Source organism: Pseudoalteromonas sp. 2CM41L (genome assembly GCF_023161905.1).
GTDB lineage: Bacteria > Pseudomonadota > Gammaproteobacteria > Enterobacterales > Alteromonadaceae > Pseudoalteromonas > Pseudoalteromonas atlantica.
Window position 1 is genome coordinate 1 of the sequence record NZ_JALNTN010000026.1, and the last position, 21986, is coordinate 21986.

15 protein-coding genes are annotated in these 21986 nt (G+C 41.3%); 3 read left to right on the top strand and 12 right to left on the bottom strand.

Annotated elements, in window-relative coordinates:
• Positions 1 to 137: 137 nt before the first annotated feature.
• A complete protein-coding gene (locus MTF64_RS19230) occupies positions 138 to 788 on the bottom strand; it encodes a SprT family zinc-dependent metalloprotease (protein WP_248452382.1) in 651 nt (216 codons plus the stop codon).
• Positions 789 to 1097: 309 nt separating this feature from the next.
• Between MTF64_RS19230 and MTF64_RS19235 the strand changes: the two genes are divergently transcribed.
• Entirely contained in the window at positions 1098 to 4430 is a 3333-nt protein-coding gene (locus tag MTF64_RS19235) for an MHYT domain-containing protein (protein ID WP_248452384.1), read from the top strand.
• Between the two features lie 9 nt (positions 4431 to 4439).
• Positions 4440 to 5435 (top strand): two-component system response regulator, encoded by a 996-nt coding sequence (locus MTF64_RS19240; RefSeq protein ID WP_248452385.1) that lies wholly within the window; start codon positions 4440 to 4442, stop codon positions 5433 to 5435.
• Here MTF64_RS19240 and MTF64_RS19245 read toward each other — a convergent pair.
• Entirely contained in the window at positions 5432 to 5860 is a 429-nt protein-coding gene (locus MTF64_RS19245) for a VOC family protein (protein ID WP_024034220.1), read from the bottom strand. The two genes, MTF64_RS19240 and MTF64_RS19245, sit on opposite strands and share 4 nt — an antisense overlap.
• Before the next feature lies 1 nt (position 5861).
• Entirely contained in the window at positions 5862 to 6518 is a 657-nt protein-coding gene (locus tag MTF64_RS19250; RefSeq protein ID WP_004589186.1) for an HD domain-containing protein, read from the bottom strand.
• Positions 6519 to 6658: 140 nt separating this feature from the next.
• Here MTF64_RS19250 and MTF64_RS19255 point away from each other — a divergent pair, with 140 nt between their 5' ends.
• Entirely contained in the window at positions 6659 to 7849 is a 1191-nt protein-coding gene (locus tag MTF64_RS19255; RefSeq protein ID WP_054983075.1) for a class I SAM-dependent methyltransferase, read from the top strand.
• Between the two features lie 96 nt (positions 7850 to 7945).
• On the opposite strand, the gene MTF64_RS19260 is transcribed toward MTF64_RS19255, so the two are convergent.
• The 9 genes from MTF64_RS19260 to MTF64_RS19300 all read right to left on the bottom strand — a co-directional run bounded on the left by MTF64_RS19260 (position 7946) and on the right by MTF64_RS19300 (position 21862).
• Positions 7946 to 8242, bottom strand: a complete 297-nt coding sequence (locus MTF64_RS19260) for a PilZ domain-containing protein (RefSeq protein ID WP_004589184.1) — start codon at positions 8240 to 8242, stop codon at positions 7946 to 7948.
• Positions 8243 to 8251: 9 nt separating this feature from the next.
• Positions 8252 to 8632 (bottom strand): response regulator, encoded by a 381-nt coding sequence (locus MTF64_RS19265; RefSeq protein WP_024034218.1) that lies wholly within the window; start codon positions 8630 to 8632, stop codon positions 8252 to 8254.
• A 74-nt stretch (positions 8633 to 8706) separates the two neighbouring features.
• Complete coding sequence (gene hrpA, locus MTF64_RS19270; RefSeq protein WP_248452386.1) at positions 8707 to 12594, bottom strand: ATP-dependent RNA helicase HrpA; 3888 nt, start codon at positions 12592 to 12594, stop codon at positions 8707 to 8709.
• A 95-nt stretch (positions 12595 to 12689) separates the two neighbouring features.
• The gene (locus tag MTF64_RS19275) at positions 12690 to 13724 is read right to left on the bottom strand and encodes an isoaspartyl peptidase/L-asparaginase (protein WP_248452387.1); all 1035 of its coding nucleotides are present in this window, start codon (positions 13722 to 13724) and stop codon (positions 12690 to 12692) included.
• A gap of 246 nt (positions 13725 to 13970) precedes the next feature.
• The gene (locus MTF64_RS19280; RefSeq protein WP_004589180.1) at positions 13971 to 14678 is read right to left on the bottom strand and encodes a SapC family protein; all 708 of its coding nucleotides are present in this window, start codon (positions 14676 to 14678) and stop codon (positions 13971 to 13973) included.
• Between the two features lie 338 nt (positions 14679 to 15016).
• A complete protein-coding gene (gene pgl / locus MTF64_RS19285; protein ID WP_248452388.1) occupies positions 15017 to 15727 on the bottom strand; it encodes a 6-phosphogluconolactonase in 711 nt (236 codons plus the stop codon).
• Between the two features lie 3 nt (positions 15728 to 15730).
• A complete protein-coding gene (gene zwf / locus MTF64_RS19290; protein ID WP_004589178.1) occupies positions 15731 to 17203 on the bottom strand; it encodes a glucose-6-phosphate dehydrogenase in 1473 nt (490 codons plus the stop codon).
• A gap of 268 nt (positions 17204 to 17471) precedes the next feature.
• Entirely contained in the window at positions 17472 to 19118 is a 1647-nt protein-coding gene (gene pgi, locus MTF64_RS19295) for a glucose-6-phosphate isomerase (protein WP_248444049.1), read from the bottom strand.
• A 518-nt stretch (positions 19119 to 19636) separates the two neighbouring features.
• Entirely contained in the window at positions 19637 to 21862 is a 2226-nt protein-coding gene (locus MTF64_RS19300; protein WP_248452389.1) for an aminotransferase class V-fold PLP-dependent enzyme, read from the bottom strand.
• Positions 21863 to 21986 lie beyond the last annotated feature (124 nt).

The following is a 21986-nucleotide window of genomic DNA, read 5'->3' on the forward strand; positions in this document are numbered from 1 at the left end:
CGAGCGGCCAAAGGGATCAGACTGTAAATCTGACGGCTCAGCCTTCGCTGGTTCGAATCCAGCTCCCTCCACCACTTCTTATCTTCAGTACCCTTTTCTACATCTTTTTCATCACTATTTAAAACTTCATTTTTAGACTAATTATCAAATACCCACTGTAATGTTGCCCCGTGGTTTTTAAGCCATGCTGATGCAGATTTATAATCGGGATAAAAGTTAGCTACGCGCTTCCAAAAAGCGCTGCTGTGGTTCAAATACTTTAAATGAGCCAATTCGTGCACAATAACATAATCAATTATATGATGAGGCGCCCCAACAAGGTTAAGGCTAAAGGTTAGCTCTCGCCGAGAATTACAACTCCCCCACTTACGTTTATAACTTCCAATCGTCAATTTAGTCGGTAATGCTTCTGACATCTGTTGGCAATAATAAGCTAAACGCATTTCAATGTAGTTTGTTAGCGTTTCTTCAAGGGCAAGGCAAAGTAACTGCTTGCGTTTTTCAGGCTGTTTTTTTACTCGATTAGAAGTGTAAATAGTAAATACGCTATCGGATTGCTGAACATGCGAGCGTGTCCCTTTTGCAAAAGTAATGGTATATGGCTTAGCAAAAACCATTATTTGCTGGTTTTTAAACGGGTGTTGTTGAGTATCAATGGCATTAAGTTGTTTCTGTAATTGCGCAGTTACCCACTCTTTTTTACTAAACAGCCATTGTTCTATTTGTAGTTTTGGCACATGTGTAGGCGCATAAACAGTGACTGATTTTTGGCTAACTTTTATTGCCACTGTTTTTCGCCTTGCACTGCGTTTTAGCTGATACTCAAACAAGGTGTATGCTCTAAATATAAATAAAAGCGTATTATAAAGCCTTATTTAATCAATGCAGTTATTTAGCGATAAATAAATGGGCTCAGTGTTTATTATTATTTTTATTTACGCAAAATCACGTCTTATTAATAAAGCACGCTACGCATGTTAATATTTTAATGCTAAAAAGTAACCTCACTGATTTATAATATAAATTATTAGATTAACAGTTTATTTATATATTAAATCTATTAAACTAGTTCAATAAAGATACTAATTTGAGCCACTATGCTGTCTGCATTTTTTATAACCGACCACGATCCGAGCCTCATAATTAACGGTGCATATAACCCTATACTGGTTAGTTTATCGGTCATTACCGCTATTTTTGCTGCCTTTTTTACGCTCTGGTTAGTTGATGTAGCAAAGCAAACGCAATTCGAAAACTATAAACGCTTAGCTAATGTAACCGGTGCCACGGTTTTATCGGCCGGTATTTGGAGCATGCATTTTATAGGTATGCTGGCCTTTTCGTTATGCACAAACATTAGCTATGATCCACTCATTACCCTGTTGTCTTTTTTACCGGCGTTTATTTCATGTCAGTATGCTTTTTCGATTTTAGTAAAATCGCAAGGGTCATATAAAAACCTTATTATTTGCTCTATTTTACTAGGCTCAGGCATTGGTACAATGCACTACAGCGGCATGGCAGCAATGGAGCTGGCCCCGTTACTACGTTACGATGCAATCATATTTGCTTTATCAATTGTGGTCGCTGTTGGTTTATCGTTTATAGCACTTTTTACGCGTTATCATTTAACGCGATTGCTACCTAATTTATCACAACTGCAAGCGCGCGCTATTACCGCTGTTATTTTAGGCTCAGCGGTGGCAGGTATGCACTATATGGGTATGGCCGCTACCCGCTTTGTTGCAACCTCTCCGCTTTTACCCGATTATCAAGAGTCAACCACTGAGCTTGCTTTTGTGGCTATTGCCGTAGCTACCGCGACCGTTGCTATAACCTGTGTCATTGCAGTTATAAATGGCATGGTTAGATACCGCTTACTGCTTGAGGAAAAATCGGCGGATGAATCTCGACTAAATGCTATTTTAGGCACTGCTATTGATGGCATTGTGACTATAGATCACACCGGCATTATTTTGAGTTTTAACGAAGCTGCCAGCAAGATTTTTGGTTGGCGAGAAAACGAAGTCCAAGGTCATAATGTAAAAATGCTGATGGCCGATGAAATCGCTCGCCACCATGATGGCTATTTGTCTCACGCCAAAAATGTAGATCTAGGAAAAGTAATTGGTATAAATAGGGATGTGTCTGCCAAACACAAAGATGGCCACCTTTTTCCTATTCGCTTAGGTATAGGGGAAGTTAATCAGCCAGGCCATATGCCGTTATATGTTGGCTTTATCACCGATTTAACCGAACAACGCGCTATGCAGCAAAGTCTTATTGAAAAAGAGCAAAAGTACCGCTCTTTAATGGATAATATGCCTGGCGCTGCTTTTCGCTGTAAGTACGACGAAAACTGGAGCATGTTATTTATCAGCCCAACAGTGGCTGAACTAACAGGCTACACGCCAGAAGAGTTCACAGAAAGCTGCATTGAACTTAACGACCTTATTTTGAAAACAGATCAGCCAACGGTAAACGAAGCCGTAGCTCAAGCCATGACTTCAAGTTTAAAGTACTCGGTAGAGTATCGTATTCGCCACCGTAACGGCAAAGTTGCCTGGGTATTAGACAAAGGCAGTATTACCCTTGATAAAGATAATAACCCGCAGTGGATAGATGGGGTATTGGTGGATATTACCGAGCAAAAAGAATATGAAGACAAACTTGAACAGGCAAAATTGCAAGCTGAAGAAGCAGCGCACGCTAAGCAATCTTTTATGGCTAATATGAGCCATGAGATCCGCACGCCGATGAATTCTATTATTGGTTTTAGCGACCTACTGATGGACACTCCGTTAAACCAAGAACAGCAAAAACACTTGGTTACAGTTAATAATGCGGCGCGTTCATTATTAAGGTTACTTAACGAAGTGCTTGATACCGCAAAGCTTGAGCGCGGAAAGCTAACTATTGAACCCGTTCACTTTAGCTTAAAACAAGTACTCGATAGCATTATTTCGACATTTTGGCTTGAAGCAAAAAAGAAAGACTTGCGTTTAAAGTTGAATATTAAAGACTCTGTTGCCACAACTTACTATGGCGACCCAGATAGGTTAAGGCAAATTTTAACTAACCTCATCGGTAACGCCATTAAATTTACCGAGCAAGGTTCGGTTGAGCTCACTGTAAGTACTACGCAAACCGATCAGCTCTTTTTTGAAGTCCAAGATACCGGTATAGGTATTGCCAAAGACCGCGTTAAAGCTATATTTCAGCCGTTTGTTCAGGCCGATGGCACCACTACTCGTCGCTTTGGCGGTACAGGCCTTGGAACAACCATTAGTAAACAATTAGTAGAGCTGATGGGCGGCACCATAAATCTAGTCAGTGAAGAAAACAAAGGCACCTGCTTTTACTTCTCTTTACCGCTTATACAAGGCGATGCAGAAAAAATAGACCATTTCGATGGCCTGCACACTCAATTACCATCGCTAAGGGTACTTGTGGTGGATGATATTGAGCAAAACACCGAGCTGCTTTCGTTATTACTTTCTAAAGATCAACATTTGGTAAGCAAAGCAAGCAACGGTTTAGAGGCTATTGCAATATTCGAGAAGCAAGATTTTGATGTCATCTTAATGGATATTCATATGCCTGAGTGTGATGGCATAGAAGCAACCACAAAAATTAGAGCCATAGAAAAGCAAAGGCAGCTTAAATTTACCCCCATTATTGCGTTAACGGCAAGCGTCCTACAACAAGATAAACTCACAGCTAAACGTGCCGGCATGAACGGCTTTGCTAATAAGCCGATAGATATGAATCAGCTTAACCAAGAAATAGCCCAGGTGCTTGGCTTAGGTATTGCTAAAGATATGGTTATTAGCCAATCAGACCCTGAGGCTAAACACATCGACTTTGAAAAAGGTGTGATGCTTTGGGGTAATAAATGCAAACAGTTAACCGAAATTGCCAAATTTATAAATGACAGCAATAAACGATTTGATATTTTATTTAACAGTAAGTTATCTGAGATTAAAGACGCCAATAGCCTGATACATACCCTTAAAGGGGTCGCCGGTAATTTAGGCCTAACAACATTAATGACTTTATTAGCCAAGTTAGAGCGCGAGCAAACTTCTGAGCAATCTACAGCGTTAGTAACACAAATAAAAGGCGAGTTAGAGACAATAACGCAATTAATATCAGGCGATGAGTGCGCACAAATAACGCCTGCTGAGAGTGAAAATAATGAGCAAAAAAGCACGCTAAGTGCGGCTGAATTAAAGTCACTGTGTGAAACGCTACACCATGAAGCGCAAAGCGCCGAGCTCAACGATGATTTGCTTGCGCAGCTTGAAAATAACGCCCCTGCACACCTACAAACTCAAGTAACTGAGGTTGTAAACGCATTTGATGAATTTGACTTTGATCAGGCGCAACACGTGCTAGACGGTCTAATTAAAGAGTTTACCCAAGAATGAGAATATTGAATGGATTTTAGCAACGACAAACCACGTATATTAATCGTTGACGATGAACCTGCTAACTTAAAAGTCATGCGAGAAGTATTAGGTAATCAATACCGTATGTCTTTTGCTAAATCAGGCGCTGCAGCACTTGCGCTACTGGAAAAAGAACAGCCTAAACTTATATTACTCGATATCATGATGCCCGATATGAATGGCTTTGAGGTGTGCGAAATACTTAAAAGCACACCCGCGCTTTCGCATATCCCAATTATTTTTGTAACGGCTTTGGGTGATGAAAGCGATGAGTTTAAAGGCTTTGAACTCGGTGCTGTTGATTACATTACTAAACCTATTAGCCCTGCGATTGTGCGCGCACGTGTTAAAACGCATTTATCGCTTGTACAAGCCGAGCAATTAAAGCAAGCCCATGTTGATTTAGTACATCGGTTAGGCCGCGCTGCAGAGTACAAAGACACAGACACTGGCGAGCACATTGCTAGGATGAGCCAATACAGTAAATTATTAGCATTAGAATTTGGCATGGGTGAGCAACAAGCAGAGCTACTTCGCCAAGCAGCCCCCATGCACGATGTAGGTAAAATAGGTATTCCGGATGCTATTTTATTAAAACCTGGGCGATTAACCCCTGACGAATTTGACCACATGAAACAGCATGCGGCTATTGGCGCGCAAATTTTAGCAAATTCCTCATCACCGCTATTACAACTTGCCCATAAACTGGCTCTAGAGCACCACGAAAAGTGGGATGGCAGTGGCTACCCTAATGGTTTAAAAGGCGAACATATATCGGTTGAAGGACGTATTGTGGCTATTGCAGATGTATTTGATGCCCTTACCTCAAAACGCCCGTATAAAGAGGCTTGGGGTGTAGAAGAGGCGCTTGAGCATATGCAAGCACAAGCGGGTAAACACTTTGACCCACACCTCATCAATTTATTTGTAAATAAGCTCGATACTATAATCGCAATTAAAAACGCATATCAAGAGCAACACTAAGTATTGCGCGTGCGTGAGCCTTGTTTTACATCACCATATACCGCTTTTATGTGCGGGTAGTCATGAGAGGTTATTTCGTGGCTATTCCCACTGTTATCTTTAAAATAAAGCGAAAACGTTACACTGTGATCGGCCAGTACAGTTTTTATGTTTAAGCCATTTAAATAATCAACCCAACCAATAAACTGTGCACCGGTGGCTGCAAACGCAATACCTTTGCTTCGCCCTTGTCCTTCAAATAACGCTAAACGCGTTGTTTTTGCGCTATCTTCAAGTGTGAGTGGCCCTTTGCCATTTTCATCCCAAAAGACAAGCTCTTCAACGACGCTAAAGCCTAGTACCTGCTTGTACCACTTTAGCGCTTCTGGGATGTTTTCAACATTAAGGTGGCAATGATCAATGCCCGATAATAAAGGAGCACTCATATTATTGACCAATTTCTGATTTTAGCTGCTCTAAAAACGCATACATATACTCTGTGCGTCGCTCTGCTTCAGCTTTAGCTGAGGGTGTATTCATGCTCTTAGCAATATGGAGCAATTTAATAAAAAAGTGATCAAGGGTATAGGTTTTATCATCTGCTTCGCGGTTAACACAAAATGGGTCATCAGGGTTATACAGTAAGCGGCTAATAGAGCCCCCTACTTTCATACAACGGCTAACGCCTATTGCACCGAGTGCGTCCATTCTATCGGCATCTTGCACGATTTGCGCTTCTACAGTTTTAACCGCTATATTGGCGCTAAAGCTATGGGCAGCGATAGCATGATGAATATCATCAAACAAACATGCGTCGTAGTTAATTGATTTTAAAAACGCAATGGCTTTATCTGCCGCCATGGTAGATGCTTTTGCTCTATCCGGATGGTTTTTTGCCACCGCAACACAATCGTGCATCCACGCCGCCGGCAAAACAATATTCATATTGGCTTGCTCGGCGTGACATAATTGAATGGCAACACGCACTACGCGTTCAATATGTGTTATGTCGTGTGCCACATCGGCATGTATTAACGAAGTAATAAATGAGCGACATTGAGAATCAAGCTGTTGTAACTCAGGGCTTAAAGCAGTGTTGGCCACAGTGATGTTCCAAAAAACTAATTTATATGAGAATTATCCGTACTTTAACGTGCTTTACACCTCCCTTGCAAAACATTCATTGTATGTTGCCCTATGCTTGACTAAAATACAGCGCTTATTTATTACAACTGAGAAGCCTTATGTCATCTGCCGTTTACCTACAAGCTGGTCGCGAAAAATCATTAAAAAGAAAACACCCTTGGTTATTTTCAAAAGCCATCAAAAAAATTAAAGGTAAACCAGGTCTAGGTGACACGGTCACCATTCACGACAGCGAAGGTAAATTTTTAGCCACCGCTGCTTATAGCCCTCACTCACAAATAAGAGCGCGTGTGTGGAGCTTTGATGAAAAAGAAGTAATAGACCAACACTTTTTTGAGCGTCGCTTACGCCGTGCTTTACATGCCCGCGAGCATGCAATAGCCGAAGGCGGTTTAACTGGCTTTAGGTTGTGTGCTGCTGAGTCTGACTACTTGCCAGGTGTAACCATTGATAAGTTTGATAACACCTTAGTTTGCCAATTACTAAGTGCCGGCGCTGAGCGCCATAAAGGTGAAATTGTAGGCGCGTTAATGGCTATTTTTCCTGGTGCGAATATTTATGAGCGCTCAGATGTAGACGTGCGCACCAAAGAAGGCTTAGAACCTATTAAAGGTGTACTGTGGGGCAACGAACCATCAGAGCCTGTGGTTATTGAAGAAAATGGCTTAAAGCTTGAAGTAGACATTTTAGAAGGTCATAAAACAGGCTTTTACCTGGATCAACGTGATAGCCGCGCAGCACTTGAGCGCTTTTCAAAAGATAAAACCGTATTAAATTGCTTTAGCTACACAGGTACTTTCTCACTTTACGCACTACGTGGTGGCTGTAAACACGTCACTAATGTTGATGTATCACAACCAGCACTGGATACCGCTAAGCGCAACGTAGAGCACAATAACTTAGATTTAAATAAAGTCGATTTTGTAAAACAAGATGTGTTTAAGCTATTACGCCAGTACCGTGAGGAAGGCAAACAGTTTGACACTATTGTGATGGACCCACCAAAATTTGCAGACAACAAAGCGCAGTTAACCGGTGCATGTCGTGGTTATAAAGATATAAACATGATTGCTATGCAAATATTAAAACCAGGCGGTACATTACTTACCTTCTCGTGCTCTGGATTAATGGAGCAAAACTTGTTTCAAAAAGTGGTAGCAGACGCTGCGCTAGATGCAGGTAAAGAGCTATTGATTATGGAGCGTTTAAATCAAGCGGCCGATCACCCTATTGCTGGCAGTTACCCTGAAGGCTTTTACTTAAAAGGCTTGATTTGTAAGGTTTACTAAAAATTATTGTTATTACCTACAAGGACGTAGGTAATAAAATCGAACGTTGTTTAACACCCGCGATAGCAAAAGCCAGCCGCTAGGTGTTTATTCAATTTAGTTAAACTGAACTATTTCTAATCCTGCGGTAATGGTGCCATCGTCTTCTTTGCTAGCACGTATAACTTTAGCCGTTGCATTTAAAGAGGCAATACTTGGGTGAGTCGACTCTATATTAACCTGTAGCAAAGTATCGAGCTCAAGCAAGTCATCTAAATGAAGTGATAACCCAGTGGCACTTAAATCAACACATTCTGCGGTATAATTAAGCCCAGCAACAGGCTCTATTGTTGTTAATTGCGCAGGGGTATTAACCTGCATACGTCTAAAATTGCGCTTATCTTCAGTAAACATGCATCACCTTTAAACAACCGTGTTTATTTGCTCAAATAAAGTACCCATCGAAAACGGTTTTACTACATAGGCATCACACCCTGCATCAAAGCCAGCTTGCTTTTCCGAGGGCGACTCTAAGCCCGAAACCATAACAACAGGTATATTTTTAGTCTCAGGTGTGTGCTTAAGCATCCGACATGTATCATACCCATCGAGGCCAGGCATACATACATCAAGCAAAATAATATCCGGCGGGTTAGCAATGGCAGACGCCAAACAGCTTTTCCCCGAGTCAGCATAACTAACATCAAATTTTGAAGTCAGGGCAGATTTAAGCATTTCATAATTAAAATACTCGTCATCTACAACTAACAATCGCTTAATCTTATGTTCAACCGATGAGGACATAGGTATGTCGCTTCCTTCTCAACCAAAAATAAATCCTTCTATTAAGGTACTAAGCTTAATAGAAAATGCAAGTTTTATTCTATCTCTTTTATCGCATTCATAACGCGTTTTGCAGAAATAGGATATGGGGTACCTAAGGTTTGCGCAAACAGTGACACCCTAAGCTCCTGCTGCATCCAAAAAATAGCGTTTACCTGTTGCGGAATAGGTAAGCCTTTTGGAATTTTATTTACGAGCTTTTTGTACTCTTGCGCTACTTTTTCAAGTTCTAAAACACACAGTCTATCGCGGTTAGGATCAACAGGTAGTTTTTCTAAACGTTTTTGAATCGCTTTTAAATAACGAATTAGGTCGGGCATTTTATTCGCACCGTGAGCGCTCACAAACCCTTTAAAGATAAGTGACTCAAGCTGCGATTTTATATCGCCATGGGCAGTTATCATAGTTAAATCGACACGCCCTTTCATTTTTTTATGTAACGCATGAGCAATGCTTAAAACTTGTTCAACCTGGGTGGCAATTTCTACTACAGCATCGCCTAGTTCGCCCCTAATTTGCTCTTTAACTTTATCAAAAGCGTTTTCATCGCGTATATCGCCATGCTTTATTAATAAGCTGTCTACGCCGGCGGCAATACAATCGTCAATTAAATCCGCAATTTTCCCAAACGGATTAAAGTACAAGCCCAGTTTGGCTTTATTAGGCAAGTTTTGCTGAAGGTACTTTATTGGCGACGGCACATTTAATAAAACTAAACGCCGTAAACCTTGCTGATGCGCTTGCTGGGCTTTTTCTTCGCTATCAAAGAGCTCAATTGCCGCTGTGGATTTTTTATCTACCAGCGCTGGGTAAGCTTTTATTTCGTATTGGCCTTGCTTTTTAACGTACGAGGCAGGCAAAGCGCCAAAGTCCCATTGTGTTAAATCAGCTTTTTCAATGCCTTTATCGGCTACCTTTGATAGCGTATCGGTTACTTTGCCTTGCAGCTGTGCTTTTAGTTTTGCTAAATCTAGCCCGCGTGCAAGCAATTTATCGTGCTCATCACGAACCTCAAACTGCAATCTTAAATGAGGCGCCAGTGCGTTTAAATCCCACGCTTCTATATCTACTTTTACGCCTGTCATTCTTAGTAAGCGTGTAGTAAGTGCATCAAGTAAGCTGCCTTGCATAGGCTCAATGGCAGCCAGTACAGCATCAGCGTAATTGGGCGCAGGTACAAAGTTTCGACGTAACGACTTAGGTAACGATTTAATTAAACCACTTATTAGCTCATGCCTAAAGGCAGGTATGTGCCAATCAAACCCGGTTTCTTGCACTTGGTTTAAAAGTGCTACCGGTATTTGTACAGCCACCCCATCAACAGCTTGTCCTGGATCAAAATGATAGCTCAGCGGCAAAATAATATTATCTTGCTGCCATGTATCAGGGTAATCAAACTCAGTAATATTACTTGCACCGTGCTGCATAAGCTCTTCACGGGTCATGTATAGGTAGCGTTTGTCTTTTTGCTTTTGAGTTTTATACCACTTAATAAAGGCTGCACGGTTGTTGATTTCTTTAGGTATTTTTTTATCGTAAAATTCAAATAACGTTTGCTCATCAACCAAAATATCGCGACGTCGCGATTTATGCTCAAGTACCTGAATATCCTCTATTAGCTCGCGGTTGTACGCTAAAAATTGCTCATTTAAGCCAAGCTCTTGCTCTACAAGGGCGGTGCGTACAAACAGCTCACGACTAACTTTAGGGTCTATATTGCTATACACACAGCGGCGTTTATTAACCACCAATAAGCCGTACAAGGTTTGTTGCTCGAACGCGATAACAGCGCCTGGTTTTTTCTCCCAATGCGGCTCAGAATAGCTTCGTTTTACTAAATGCTGTGCAAGGGGCTCTACCCAATTAATATCTATTTTGGCATTAATACGTGCGTATAGTTTACTGGTCTCTACCAGCTCTGCCGACATAATCCATTTGGGGCTCTTTTTAAATAACCCAGAACCCGGAAAAATATGAAACTGGCTATTACGAGCGCCTTTATATATTTGCTTTTCGTCTTTAAAGCCTATGTGACTTAACATGCCGCTCAGTAACGCTTTGTGTATTAGCTCTGAGTCAGCCACTTGCGTGGTGGCTTTAATTTTCATTTCGTTGCACACAGTGCTTATTTGATAAACAATGTCTTGCCACTCACGAATACGCATATAAGCTAAAAAGTCTTTTTGGCACAACTTTCTAAACTGGCTATTTGTCAGCTCACTTTGCTGCTCTTCTAGGTAATTCCAAAGATTTAAAAAAGCAATAAAATCCGAGTCAGGGTCATCAAAGCGGCTGTGTTTTTCGTTCGCTGCGGCGCGTTTTTCTTGCGGGCGCTCTCGGGGGTCTTGAATCGATAGCGCTGCCACAATAATAATAACTTCTCGTAGTGCACCGAGCTTATTAGCCGTCAACACCATTTTAGCTAAACGCGGGTCGACCGGTAAGCGGCTAAGCACACGCCCTGATTGCGTTAAACTCGTTTGATGGCGCTTTTTACTCGGCTTAATCGCCTGAAGTTCTTCAAGTAGGGTTAAACCATCGTTAATATTGCGGCTATCTGGCGCTTGTACAAACGGAAACTCGCTCATATCGCCAAGCCCTAATGCCAACATTTGCAAAATAACAGAGGCTAAATTAGTGCGCAGTATTTCTGGGTCTGTAAATTCTGGGCGAGATATAAAGTCATCTTGCGAATACAAGCGAATACAAATACCCGCTTCAACACGGCCACAGCGTCCCATACGTTGGTTCGCACTTGCTTGAGAAATAGGCTCAATAGGTAAACGCTGTACTTTAGTACGATAGCTGTAACGGCTAATACGCGCTGTACCTGGGTCTATTACATAGCGAATACCCGGCACCGTTAATGAGGTTTCGGCCACGTTGGTTGATAAAATGATATGGCGGCGCGAATGCGGGGCAAATATACGGTTTTGCTCTGCGTTAGATAAGCGCGAATAAAGTGGTAATACGTCGGTGTGTTTTAAATTACGTTTAGAGAGCGCCTCTGCGGTATCGCGTATTTCGCGCTCGCCATTTAAAAATATGAGAATGTCTCCTGGCCCTTCAGCGCACAGCTCATCTACCGCATCAAAAATACCTTGCAGTTGGTCGCCTTCGGCTTCCATAGCGTCTTTATTTATATCGCTCATAGGGTTATAGCGCACCTCAACGGGGAATGTACGTCCCGACACTTCAATAATTGGCGCATCATCAAAGTGCTTTGAAAAACGTTCAGGATCAATGGTCGCCGAGGTAATAATAACTTTTAAGTCGGGGCGCTTTGGCAGTAAGTTTTTTAAATACCCTAAAATAAAATCGATATTTAAGCTGCGCTCATGGGCTTCATCAATAATGATGGTGTCGTACTGATTTAAAAAGCGGTCTTGTTGTATTTCGGCGAGCAAAATACCGTCGGTCATCAGTTTTACATACGTATTATTAGAAACCTGATCGCTAAAACGTATTTTAAAACCGATTTGTTGGCCAAGCTCACATTTCATTTCCTCAGCAATTCGGTTAGCTACACTGCGCGCGGCTAAACGTCTTGGCTGGGTATGGCCAATAAAGCCATCAACCCCACGGCCAAGCTCTAAACACATTTTTGGTATTTGTGTGGTTTTACCTGAGCCTGTTTCACCGGCAATAATCACCACTTGATTATTCGCAATGGCGTCTTTAATGACGTCCTTTTTTTGACTTACCGGTAATTGCTCAGGGTACGTTACAGCGGGCAGCTCAGCTAAACGTTTTTCACGTAGCTGCTGGCTGCGGGTAATATCAGCCGCTATTTTTTCAAGGGCATTGGCCTGCTTAGTCTCGTCTTGTATTTTTTTTACGCCATGTAAGCGTTTTTTAAATATAAACTGATCTTTTTTTAAGCACGTTTTAAGCTCGCCAAACAACTGACCTAGGTTTACCACCCGCACACCTTATAAATTTAATAAATGAGGGCTAATAGTATCAAAATAAACGCGCAGCGTTAATCCTACAATCCCTATAAGGCTTATATATCACGCTATTGGTTTTTAAAAATTCCCACAAAGGTTGCTTGCGTGTTTGATTTGCTCGCTCGGTACATGCCCGAGGTATTAAATGGCATACTAATATGACCTTTAGCATCCACAATAATAACCCCACCTGTACCACCTATAGGCGCAAGTACTTGGTTAATAACCTCATCCCCAGCTTGTTCAATGGTTTTATTTTGATATTTAACGCGTGCACAAATATCACTGGCAACACTGTAACGAATAAAATACTCGCCGTGACCGGTGGCCGATACTGCACACGAATCGTTTTCAGCAAATGTACCCGCGCCAATAACAGGGGAATCGCCAATGCGGCCAAAACGTTTTGCGGTCATGCCACCTGTAGATGTACCTGCGGCTAAATTGCCGTTTTTATCAAGTGCCACTGCGCCTACGGTGCCCATTTTATAATTTGTTGGCAGGGCCTTATGCGCAGCTTGGTAGTTTTTGCTGGTTGCTTTTTCTTTTTCTAATTTTTGCTTTGCTTTTAAAAGTGCTTCATAACGGTGCTTAGTATCAAATATATTATTTTCTATCAGCGCAACGCCCTGCTCTTTTGCAAATTCTTCAGCGCCTTGACCACTAAGCATTACGTGTACTGAGTTATCCATTACTAAGCGGGCTAATTGAATTGGGCTTTCTATGTGCTTTACGCCAGCGACCGCACCCGCTTGACGGTTTCGCCCATCCATTATTGAGGCATCAAGTTCATGGCTGCCATCATAGGTGTACACTGCACCACGCCCAGCATTAAAGTAAGGCGACTGCTCTAATACTTCAATAGCAGTGGTGATTGCATCTAAACTTTCGCCGCCCTTTTCAAGTACGCTGTAACCCGCTTCAACAGCTTCGGCTAGTTTTGCTCGGTAGGCTTTTTCTTGCTCTGGGGTAAATTTTGCTTTTTCAATTGTGCCTGCTCCACCATGAATCGCTATAGCAAACGGGGCTTGTTCACTTAATACTTGCGTGCTTAGTGTTAAGCAGCCGCTGGCTAAAACTGACAATAAGAATGTTTTTTTCATAGTGCGCTCTTTTTTAAATTTAGTATTGAATTTACTTTGAATGGTTACACGTATTTTTTCAACTAATATCAACGGTATTAAGTTAGCACTTTATTTAAGCACTTAATAAACAGCCTAATAATAATGCGAAATACGAGGGTGTTATTTCCCTTCATCACCCCTACTTTTTAACCCAATTGGCATAGAGTAAGTTTAATGGCACAAAAAAAGCGCCATCAGGCGCTTTTTAGCTAAACGTGTATGTAATTACGCGTCTTGCTTAGCTTTTAAACGTGCTAAACGTGCTACTTGGTGAGTAGATGTTAAGAACGAATAGATAGGTGCTAAGTAACCGCGCTTACGAAGCTCTAAAAATTCTTCATCGCTAAGCGAGTTAAGTTTTTTCTCATCGATAAGGTAAATACCGTTGATGTCTTTTTTCTCGCCTTTAATGTCTACAGTTAGCGTTTGCGCTACTAGTAGCTCTTTATCAGCTAAGTATTTAGTGAATGCTTCTGTTACTTGAGAAAACTCAATGAAAGACACTAAAGACTCTTTACGACGCTTTAAGTAGTCAGTTTCTTCACCGTTTTCAAATAATGCGTTACCTTCTTCTTCACCTACAAGCGAGCTTGCTTCGTCAATCACAATACCGTACTGATCTTGCTCAGGGTGCTTTACTAGACCTAATGGGTAACGCGTTGATGCCATAGGCGCAAAAGCTGCTGTCCATTTACCATCTTCTACAAACAGGTTTTCGCCTGGCTCTAGGCCAAACATTGCAACTGCTTGGAAAGTACCGCTTTCGTTGTTTTTAACAAAAGACATTGGGAATTCATTTGCTACGCGTGCAAACTCATGTGCAACTACTGGCACTAAATGTTGAGTTTTCATAAATTCAACGTTGATGCCGTTTTGAATTTTAGTGTTGGCATGCTTTTCGTTGTGTAAAGGCTGTACTTGTTGCTCCGCCATGTTACTGCTCCGTTTATTTTTAATATATATGTTTCATTGTTAATGCCTTTAGGCTAATGCTTTTGAACGAAAAAAGGAAGGGAAAGTTTTATGACAACCGTCATGAAAAAATAAAGTTTAACTAAATCTAGGCGTTGCTAAAAAACAGACAATAAAAACGCAACCAATACGCTCAAAAACAGTACAAATAACGAGTGATTTTAATACAGCGCCATAAAAACCATTAACATTGGTTAACAGTTTGACGGTGTTTTTTGAATAGCTTTAGCACGTTATTTAGCCAAATAAAAAGGCAGCTTAATTAAGCTGCCTTTTTAAACTGTAAATGAGCGGCTAAATTAAGGCGCCCAATACACTTCAATATTTATGCTTGGGTGGTTTAGCACAGCGCGAAGTGGCATATCGTTTACATCGCCACCCGCTTTAGCTTGCTTGTATACCGCTAGCTTTTCTTCACCACTGATCAGGAGTTTAACCACTTTAGAGTTTGCTATTGCATTTAAAGTCAGTGTCATGCGCTCTGTAATGCTGCCTGTCACGTCACTTTCTATTGCATTAATAGCGCACACAGTTTGCTGTGTTGTTAAACCATGCTCAAGGCCCTGCGCATGTGGGAACAAAGACGCTGTATGGCCATCTGGACCCATGCCTAAAATTGTTACATCATACGGTGCTTTTAAAGCGCCATAAGCGGCTTCACATACTTGTGCGCCCTGCTCGGCCGTTGCTGCATCGTTTTTCATGGTAATAAAATTAGCGGCACTGCCGTAATTTTGTAACAAGGTGCTTTTTATAAACGCTTCGTTACTTTTTTCGTGGCTTGGCTCAACCCAACGCTCATCAACCATGGCAACATCTACATTTTGCCAATCTAAATCAAGCGTTGATAAGTGCTTGTACGCTGGCGCCGGAGACGAACCGCCCGATACCATTAGCACAGCACGGCCATCACTTTTTATGCCATCACGTAAAGATTGCTCAAGCGTGTGTGATAGCTCAGCGGTTAACTCATCTTTTGAGTCAAAAAATTTTTCAACAAGTGTTGCCATACCTTACGCCTTATCGCCTGTGTTAAACCACACGTGGTTGTTTTCAGCTAATAATTCATCAGCATCATCCGGTCCCCAGCTACCAGCACGGTAAAGTGCAGGTTTGCCTTTAGTTTGCCAGCGCTCAATAATTGGATCTATCCATTTCCACGCTTGACGAACTTCGTCACGGTGTATAAATAACGATGGGTTATTAGCTGCAGCATCAAGCATTAAGCGTTTGTACGCATCAGAATGGAAACCGTTGCTGTATGCTTGAGAAAGCTCAATATTCATCGTTACCGGCTCTAATTGCATTTCAAGATTATCAAGGCGCTTAGACATAAGCGTTAATTGAATCGTCTCTTCCGGCTGCAAACGAATAACAAGGCGGTTTGGCTCAATATTACCCACGTTTTCTTCATAAATATTGTGCGATACTTTTTTGTACTCAACCACAATTTCTGCACAACGTTTAGCCATACGCTTACCAGTACGAAGGTAAAAAGGTACCCCCGCCCAGCGCCAGTTATCAATGTGTGCACGAATAGCCACAAAGGTTTCTGTTTTACTTGAACCTTCGTTAAGCTCTTCTAAGTAACCTGGTACAATTTTACCGTTTAAATCCCCTGGTACGTATTGACCGCGAACGATATTTTCATCTACGTCACCTTCAAGTAACGGACGAAGTGCTTCTAATACTTTAAGTTTTTCAGTACGGATGCTATTTGCGTTTAGTTTATTTGGTGATTCCATTGCCACTAAGCACAATAACTGTAGCAGGTGGTTTTGCACCATATCGCGCAGTGCACCGGCTTTATCGTAAAAACCAGCACGGCTTTCAAGGCCTACCGTTTCAGATAAACTAATTTGAATATTATCAATAGATTTAGCATCCCACATGTTTTCAAACAGTGAATTTGAAAAACGCAGTGCCATTAGGTTTTGTACTGTCTCTTTACCTAAGTAGTGGTCAATACGGAAAATTTGCTCTTCGTCAAAAAACTCTGCAATTTTACCATTGATAGCCTCTGCTGATTCGCCGCAGTAACCAATTGGCTTTTCAACAACCACACGTGAAGTGGGTGTGATCAAACCTTTCGTTGATAAAATTTCACAACATGTGCCGTAAACAGCAGGCGGAAGTGATAAATAAAATACGCGAGATTTATTGCTGTCGTGCTCATCTAAAATGCCTTTAAGTACATCCCAGTTGTCGTCAGCTTCGGTTACGTTGCTTACTACAGGCACTAAGTAAGTAGAAAATGCTTTCCAATCTTTAGCGTTAAATTCGCCTTTACTTAAAAACTCTTTCAGTGCGTTGTGTGCTGTTTCTATGTAGTCAGCACGCTTACTTTCTTCACGCACTGTAGGCAGAATACGCGAGCCTTCTGGTAAGTTGCCTTCTTGATATGCTCTGTACATTGCAGGTAGCAATTTGCGTAACGCAAGATCACCACCGCCCCCAAAAATTATAATATCAAAAGGATTAAGCATAGTTACTCTCTACGTTTGTAATACCTAAAAGCGACTTCCATAAGCCGCTTGGTATGCAGGTTTAGTGCTTGAATGACAGTGGCTCTTAGTGTTAATAAAAGCCTATTGAATGTTTTACGCTATGGCGTTTTATTTATTATTTGACTGTTCGCACAATTAAATGAGTCTTAGGAGTCCTGTAAATCCTCTCACAAAAATACAGGCCCTAAGAACTCCAGCGCTACCCGTTCAAAGGTACTCGGTTTGCTTATTTACATAAGCGAATATATTACTGCGTACGGTGTTGCTTGTAGTACGCAATTAAGCCATTTGTTGAACTATCGTGGGCGTGTTTTACGCTGTCATCGGTTAGTTCGCTTTCAATTTTAGAGGCAAGGCCTTTACCAAGCTCAACACCCCATTGATCAAATGAGCAAATTTCTAAAATTATGCCTTGGCAGAAAATTTTATGTTCGTACAGCGCAATTAAGCGTCCTACTGTTTTTGCATCAACTGTATCTAGCAGTATAGATGTTGTAGGGCGATTACCCTGATGAATTTTATGATTTAGTAACTCATCAATTTGTGCTTGTGTTTTACCTTTAGCGGCTAAATCTTCTGTGACTTGCTGTGCATCTACACCGCTCATCATTGCTTCTGTTTGCGCTAAAAAGTTAGATAATAAAATATCGTGATGCTTATCTACGGCTACCTGCGGCTTAACTGAGGCAATAAAATCAGCAGGTACAATTACATTACCTTGGTGTAAACACTGATAAAACGCATGTTGGCCGTTAATACCGGTCATACCCCAAATAATAGGAACCGTTGTATAAGGTACGGTTTCGCCAGCAAAGTTTACGTGTTTACCGTTACTTTCCATCTCACCTTGCTGTAAATACGCAGGTAACATATGAAGCGCTTGGTCGTACGGTAAAATAGCTTGCGACGTAAAGCCTAAAAAGCTGGTATTCCATACACTAAGTAGTGCCATTATAAGCGGAATATTTTGCTCAAATGGGGCTGCTTTAAAGTGCTCATCTACTTCAAATGCGCCTTCTAAAATAGCTTCAAACGCGTCATAACCTAGGTATAACGCAATAGGTAAGCCTATCGCACTCCAAAGTGAAAAGCGACCCCCTACCCAATCCCACATAGTGAATACGTTTTCATCGCTAATACCAAAGGCTGCGGTTTTTTCTAAGTTTGTGCTAACAGCAACAAAATGCTTAGCGATGGCGCTGTCATCTTTTGCTGTTTGTAAAAACCAATCAACGGCCGTTTTGGCGTTGGTCATGGTTTCTGATGTGGTAAATGTTTTCGATGAAATAACAAACAAGGTTGTTTCTGGGTCAATTGCTTTTAACACAGAGGCAATTTGAACACCGTCAGCATTAGATACGTAATGAACATTTAAAGTGTCATCAGCAAGTGCTTTTAGCGCTTCGGTTGCCATTTGCGGGCCTAGGTTTGAACCACCTACACCAATGCTTACCACATCTTTTACTGCTTTACCTGTGTAGCCTACCCATTGCCCACTGCGTACTTTTTCTACAAAGGTTTTAATTTTTGCTAATTCGTTATCAACCGCTTGCGTTACGTCTTCGCCGTCAACAACTAAAGGCGTATGGGCACGATTACGTAAAGCAGTATGAAGAACAGCACGCTCTTCTGTAATATTGATTTTTTCACCGCTAAACATCTTGTCGCGCCAAGAGGTAATGTCACACTCTTTAGCAAGCTCGATGAGTTGTGCAAAAATAGTTTTATCAATACGCTGCTTTGAATAATCAAACAACACACCCGGAATTTGAGTAGAGAATGCATCAAATCGTGTATCATCTTGTGCAAATAACGTTTTTAGATGGGTTTGTTTCATCTGCGCGGCACTATTTTGTAGTGCTTGCCAACTTGCTAATTGCGAACGATTAGACATGTAAATATCCTCTAAAATATTTAAATTAATGATTTAAAAACAGTTTTAGGTAAAAAGACTTCGCTAATTGCGCGTAGTGCTAGTAAAAAAGCAAGCGCTTAGTATAACGAAAAAAGCAATAAAAATGCTGTTTTTATAATTTATGATGCAGATAATAACGCAATTTTTTACTTTTGACACCGGTATCATAAAAATTTTATGAATTAATTACCCACAAATTTTAAGCATTTAATAGTTTAAACAACATTTATTAAATATTCATGAATTAGGGCCTGTTGACCTTTTAGGATTAAAATTTGTACAAACTAGGAACAATTTAATCCTGGCGCGAGGTTTGTACCCTAGTGGGCTCTGTAACGGCTCCTGCGTTACGCTACTGGCTTACATCCATGTAAAAACACCAAGCACACTGCTGCAAATTAAACTTCGAAACATTATAGGCCCAAAGCATAAAATGCATCGTATGCATTCGCCTAGCTTTATAGGTGGTTAAAGCATCCTCAAAACTAGGCCCATAATTAGCCCACCAACGCCAAGCCACCCGCTACGTTATAAATATTCGCAAAGCCTAATTGCTGTAAATTTGCCGCTGCAATTTTAGAACGATTGCCGCTTCTACACAGTAATATATAGGTGTGCTGCGGGTTTAATTGATTTTGTACTATGGCGTTAGCCATACGGCTAAGTGAAATATTAAGCGTATTAGCTAAAGGCGCGGCAAAAAGCTCCGCCACATTAATTGCGCCATGTTCATACGGCTCACGGGTATCAATTAAATACACATTTTTTTGCGTTAGTAACGCTTTAGCTTGCGTAAAGTCTAGCTGCTTAGTGTCTGTTTGCACCGCCGCCTGTACATAGCCACACAATTGGTTACTGGTTTGCCTATGTAGCTGATCGTGTTGTGCTTTTAGCTGTGCAAATTGCGCCGTACTTATTTCTCCATCTAATAATGGGCTAAGTAAAGGCGTTTGTGCACGTACAGTACGCCAGTTAATGGCAAAGCATTGCTGATAGTCATGCCCCGAACAAATAACCGTATCGTCACTCATTTTCTCAGCAAGGGTAATAAGTGAGTGTGCCATTTGTGTTGCACTGCCCCCTTCAAGCGAGGTATTGCCAAGTCCTGCAGGTAAAATTAAATCACCGCAAAAACAATAATTAATATGGCCTGTGGTGCGCTCTTTTAATAAATAACTAACGCTGTCTTTACTGTGCCCTGGGGTTGGCTTTATGGTTAACGTTTTTGTACCAAGCTCAATGCTATTTTGCAGCGCATGCGTTGTGCCCAGTACTTCATTTAACAAAGCCACTGCGCTTGGACGGTCTTGGTGCTGGTGGGTATCTAAAATTGCTTTTACGTTGAGCTGTTGTGTGCTCACTATTTTTTCAAAGCGCGGAATAAGCTCTATTACCGGGTCAATAATAACGGCACTGTTGTCGTCACTAACATACAGCCAGCTACACGCCCCTTTATGCCTAAATTGTGTTAACCCCAGCGCGCATACTTCTTGCTTTGGCGAGGCACTGTCAGAAACAATTAAGCAATTGGCCTCTAATACCGCCTTTAGCGAGCATATACGCTTACATGCTTGGCTAATTTGCTGCTCGGTTGCAGCAGGCCCAAAAGACAGCCTAATGGCGTTTTCACTTTGCCAATTAGTTGCCCCCATTGCATCAAGCACAAAACTGCGCGTTGCACCTGTACTACATGCCGAGCCACCGCTCACTCTAATGCCTGCTGCGTCAAATAAATCAATAACCTCTTTGGAGGTAAGCGTATCAACAGCAAAATTAAGGGTGGTAGGTACAGAATGTGAAAAATCGTGATTAAAGGTTATATCACCAAAGGTACTTTGCAGCGCATTAAGCAGTTGCGCTCTGTAGCTATTTAATACCTCAACCGACTTAAACGTGTCATCGTTTTTATCTAGCAGCAAGTTAAACAGTTTGTTAAGCCCTGCTATACCTGGTAGGTTTTCAGTGCCAGAGCGCATGCCGCTTTCTTGCCCGCCCCCCGCAATAAATGGCGTATAGGCACTGCCATTTTTAATGTATAAAAAACCAATACCTTTTGGTGCATAGAGTTTATGGCCCGAAAACGGGGCATAATCTATGCTGGTACTACTAAGTGCTAGCGCTTGTTTACCTAAGGCTTGTACACAATCAACCATCCAAGACACTGATTTATTACGGCTGCGAATAGTATGTTCTATAGCGTTTAAGTCTTGATAAACACCGGTTTCGTTATTAACCGCCATGGTGCAAATCATTAGCGCGTTATTTATGTGCTCATTAATAAACGCTAAATCTAAAACCCCTTTACTATCAACAGGAATAGCCAGTAATTGGGCGTTAATGCCTAAAACGCTATTCCAATGTTTTAACGTGTTAGGCACCGCTTTGTGCTCAGTTGCCCCGTACAATAATACAGGGTTTTTAATCGTATGATTTTTAGCATGAATGAGCGTAGAAACAATGGCTGTTTGTATGCCCTCTGTTGCGCCTGAGGTAAAAAGAATATCGCCATCGGGCGCACCAATAACATGGCGTGCATTTTGCCTTGTTTGTTCTAATAAATACTTAGCTTGTATACCGCTAATATGGGGGCTTGAAGGGTTACCAAAACAAATTTGCATGGTGTGCGACACCACGTCGGCAATACAGGGTAAAACAGGTGTTGTAGCGTTTGCATCAAGATAAACTTGGGCTGCTTGTTCATCGTGCAATAAAAACTCAGACATTAAAAACGCACCTTTATTACTAAAAAATATATCTTATACCCAATAGTACATAAGTTTGTTCTCATTGGGTAATAATCAATTAGTAACTTAGGTGCGTTTACTATGCTTTTTTAAACTAAAAGTA

Bases quoted from the DNA above. Each gene is read 5' to 3' on its own strand.
- MTF64_RS19235 (WP_248452384.1), top strand. From the start codon at position 1,098: ATGCTGTCTGCATTTTTTATAACCGACCACGATCCGAGCCTCATAATT.
- MTF64_RS19240 (WP_248452385.1), top strand. From the start codon at position 4,440: ATGGATTTTAGCAACGACAAACCACGTATATTAATCGTTGACGATGAA.
- MTF64_RS19245 (WP_024034220.1), bottom strand. From the start codon at position 5,860: ATGAGTGCTCCTTTATTATCGGGCATTGATCATTGCCACCTTAATGTT.
- MTF64_RS19255 (WP_054983075.1), top strand. From the start codon at position 6,659: ATGTCATCTGCCGTTTACCTACAAGCTGGTCGCGAAAAATCATTAAAA.
- MTF64_RS19260 (WP_004589184.1), bottom strand. From the start codon at position 8,242: ATGTTTACTGAAGATAAGCGCAATTTTAGACGTATGCAGGTTAATACC.
- MTF64_RS19265 (WP_024034218.1), bottom strand. From the start codon at position 8,632: ATGTCCTCATCGGTTGAACATAAGATTAAGCGATTGTTAGTTGTAGAT.
- MTF64_RS19275 (WP_248452387.1), bottom strand. From the start codon at position 13,724: ATGAAAAAAACATTCTTATTGTCAGTTTTAGCCAGCGGCTGCTTAACA.
- MTF64_RS19280 (WP_004589180.1), bottom strand. From the start codon at position 14,678: ATGGCGGAGCAACAAGTACAGCCTTTACACAACGAAAAGCATGCCAAC.
- pgl (WP_248452388.1), bottom strand. From the start codon at position 15,727: ATGGCAACACTTGTTGAAAAATTTTTTGACTCAAAAGATGAGTTAACC.
- zwf (WP_004589178.1), bottom strand. From the start codon at position 17,203: ATGCTTAATCCTTTTGATATTATAATTTTTGGGGGCGGTGGTGATCTT.
- pgi (WP_248444049.1), bottom strand. From the start codon at position 19,118: ATGTCTAATCGTTCGCAATTAGCAAGTTGGCAAGCACTACAAAATAGT.
- MTF64_RS19300 (WP_248452389.1), bottom strand. From the start codon at position 21,862: ATGTCTGAGTTTTTATTGCACGATGAACAAGCAGCCCAAGTTTATCTT.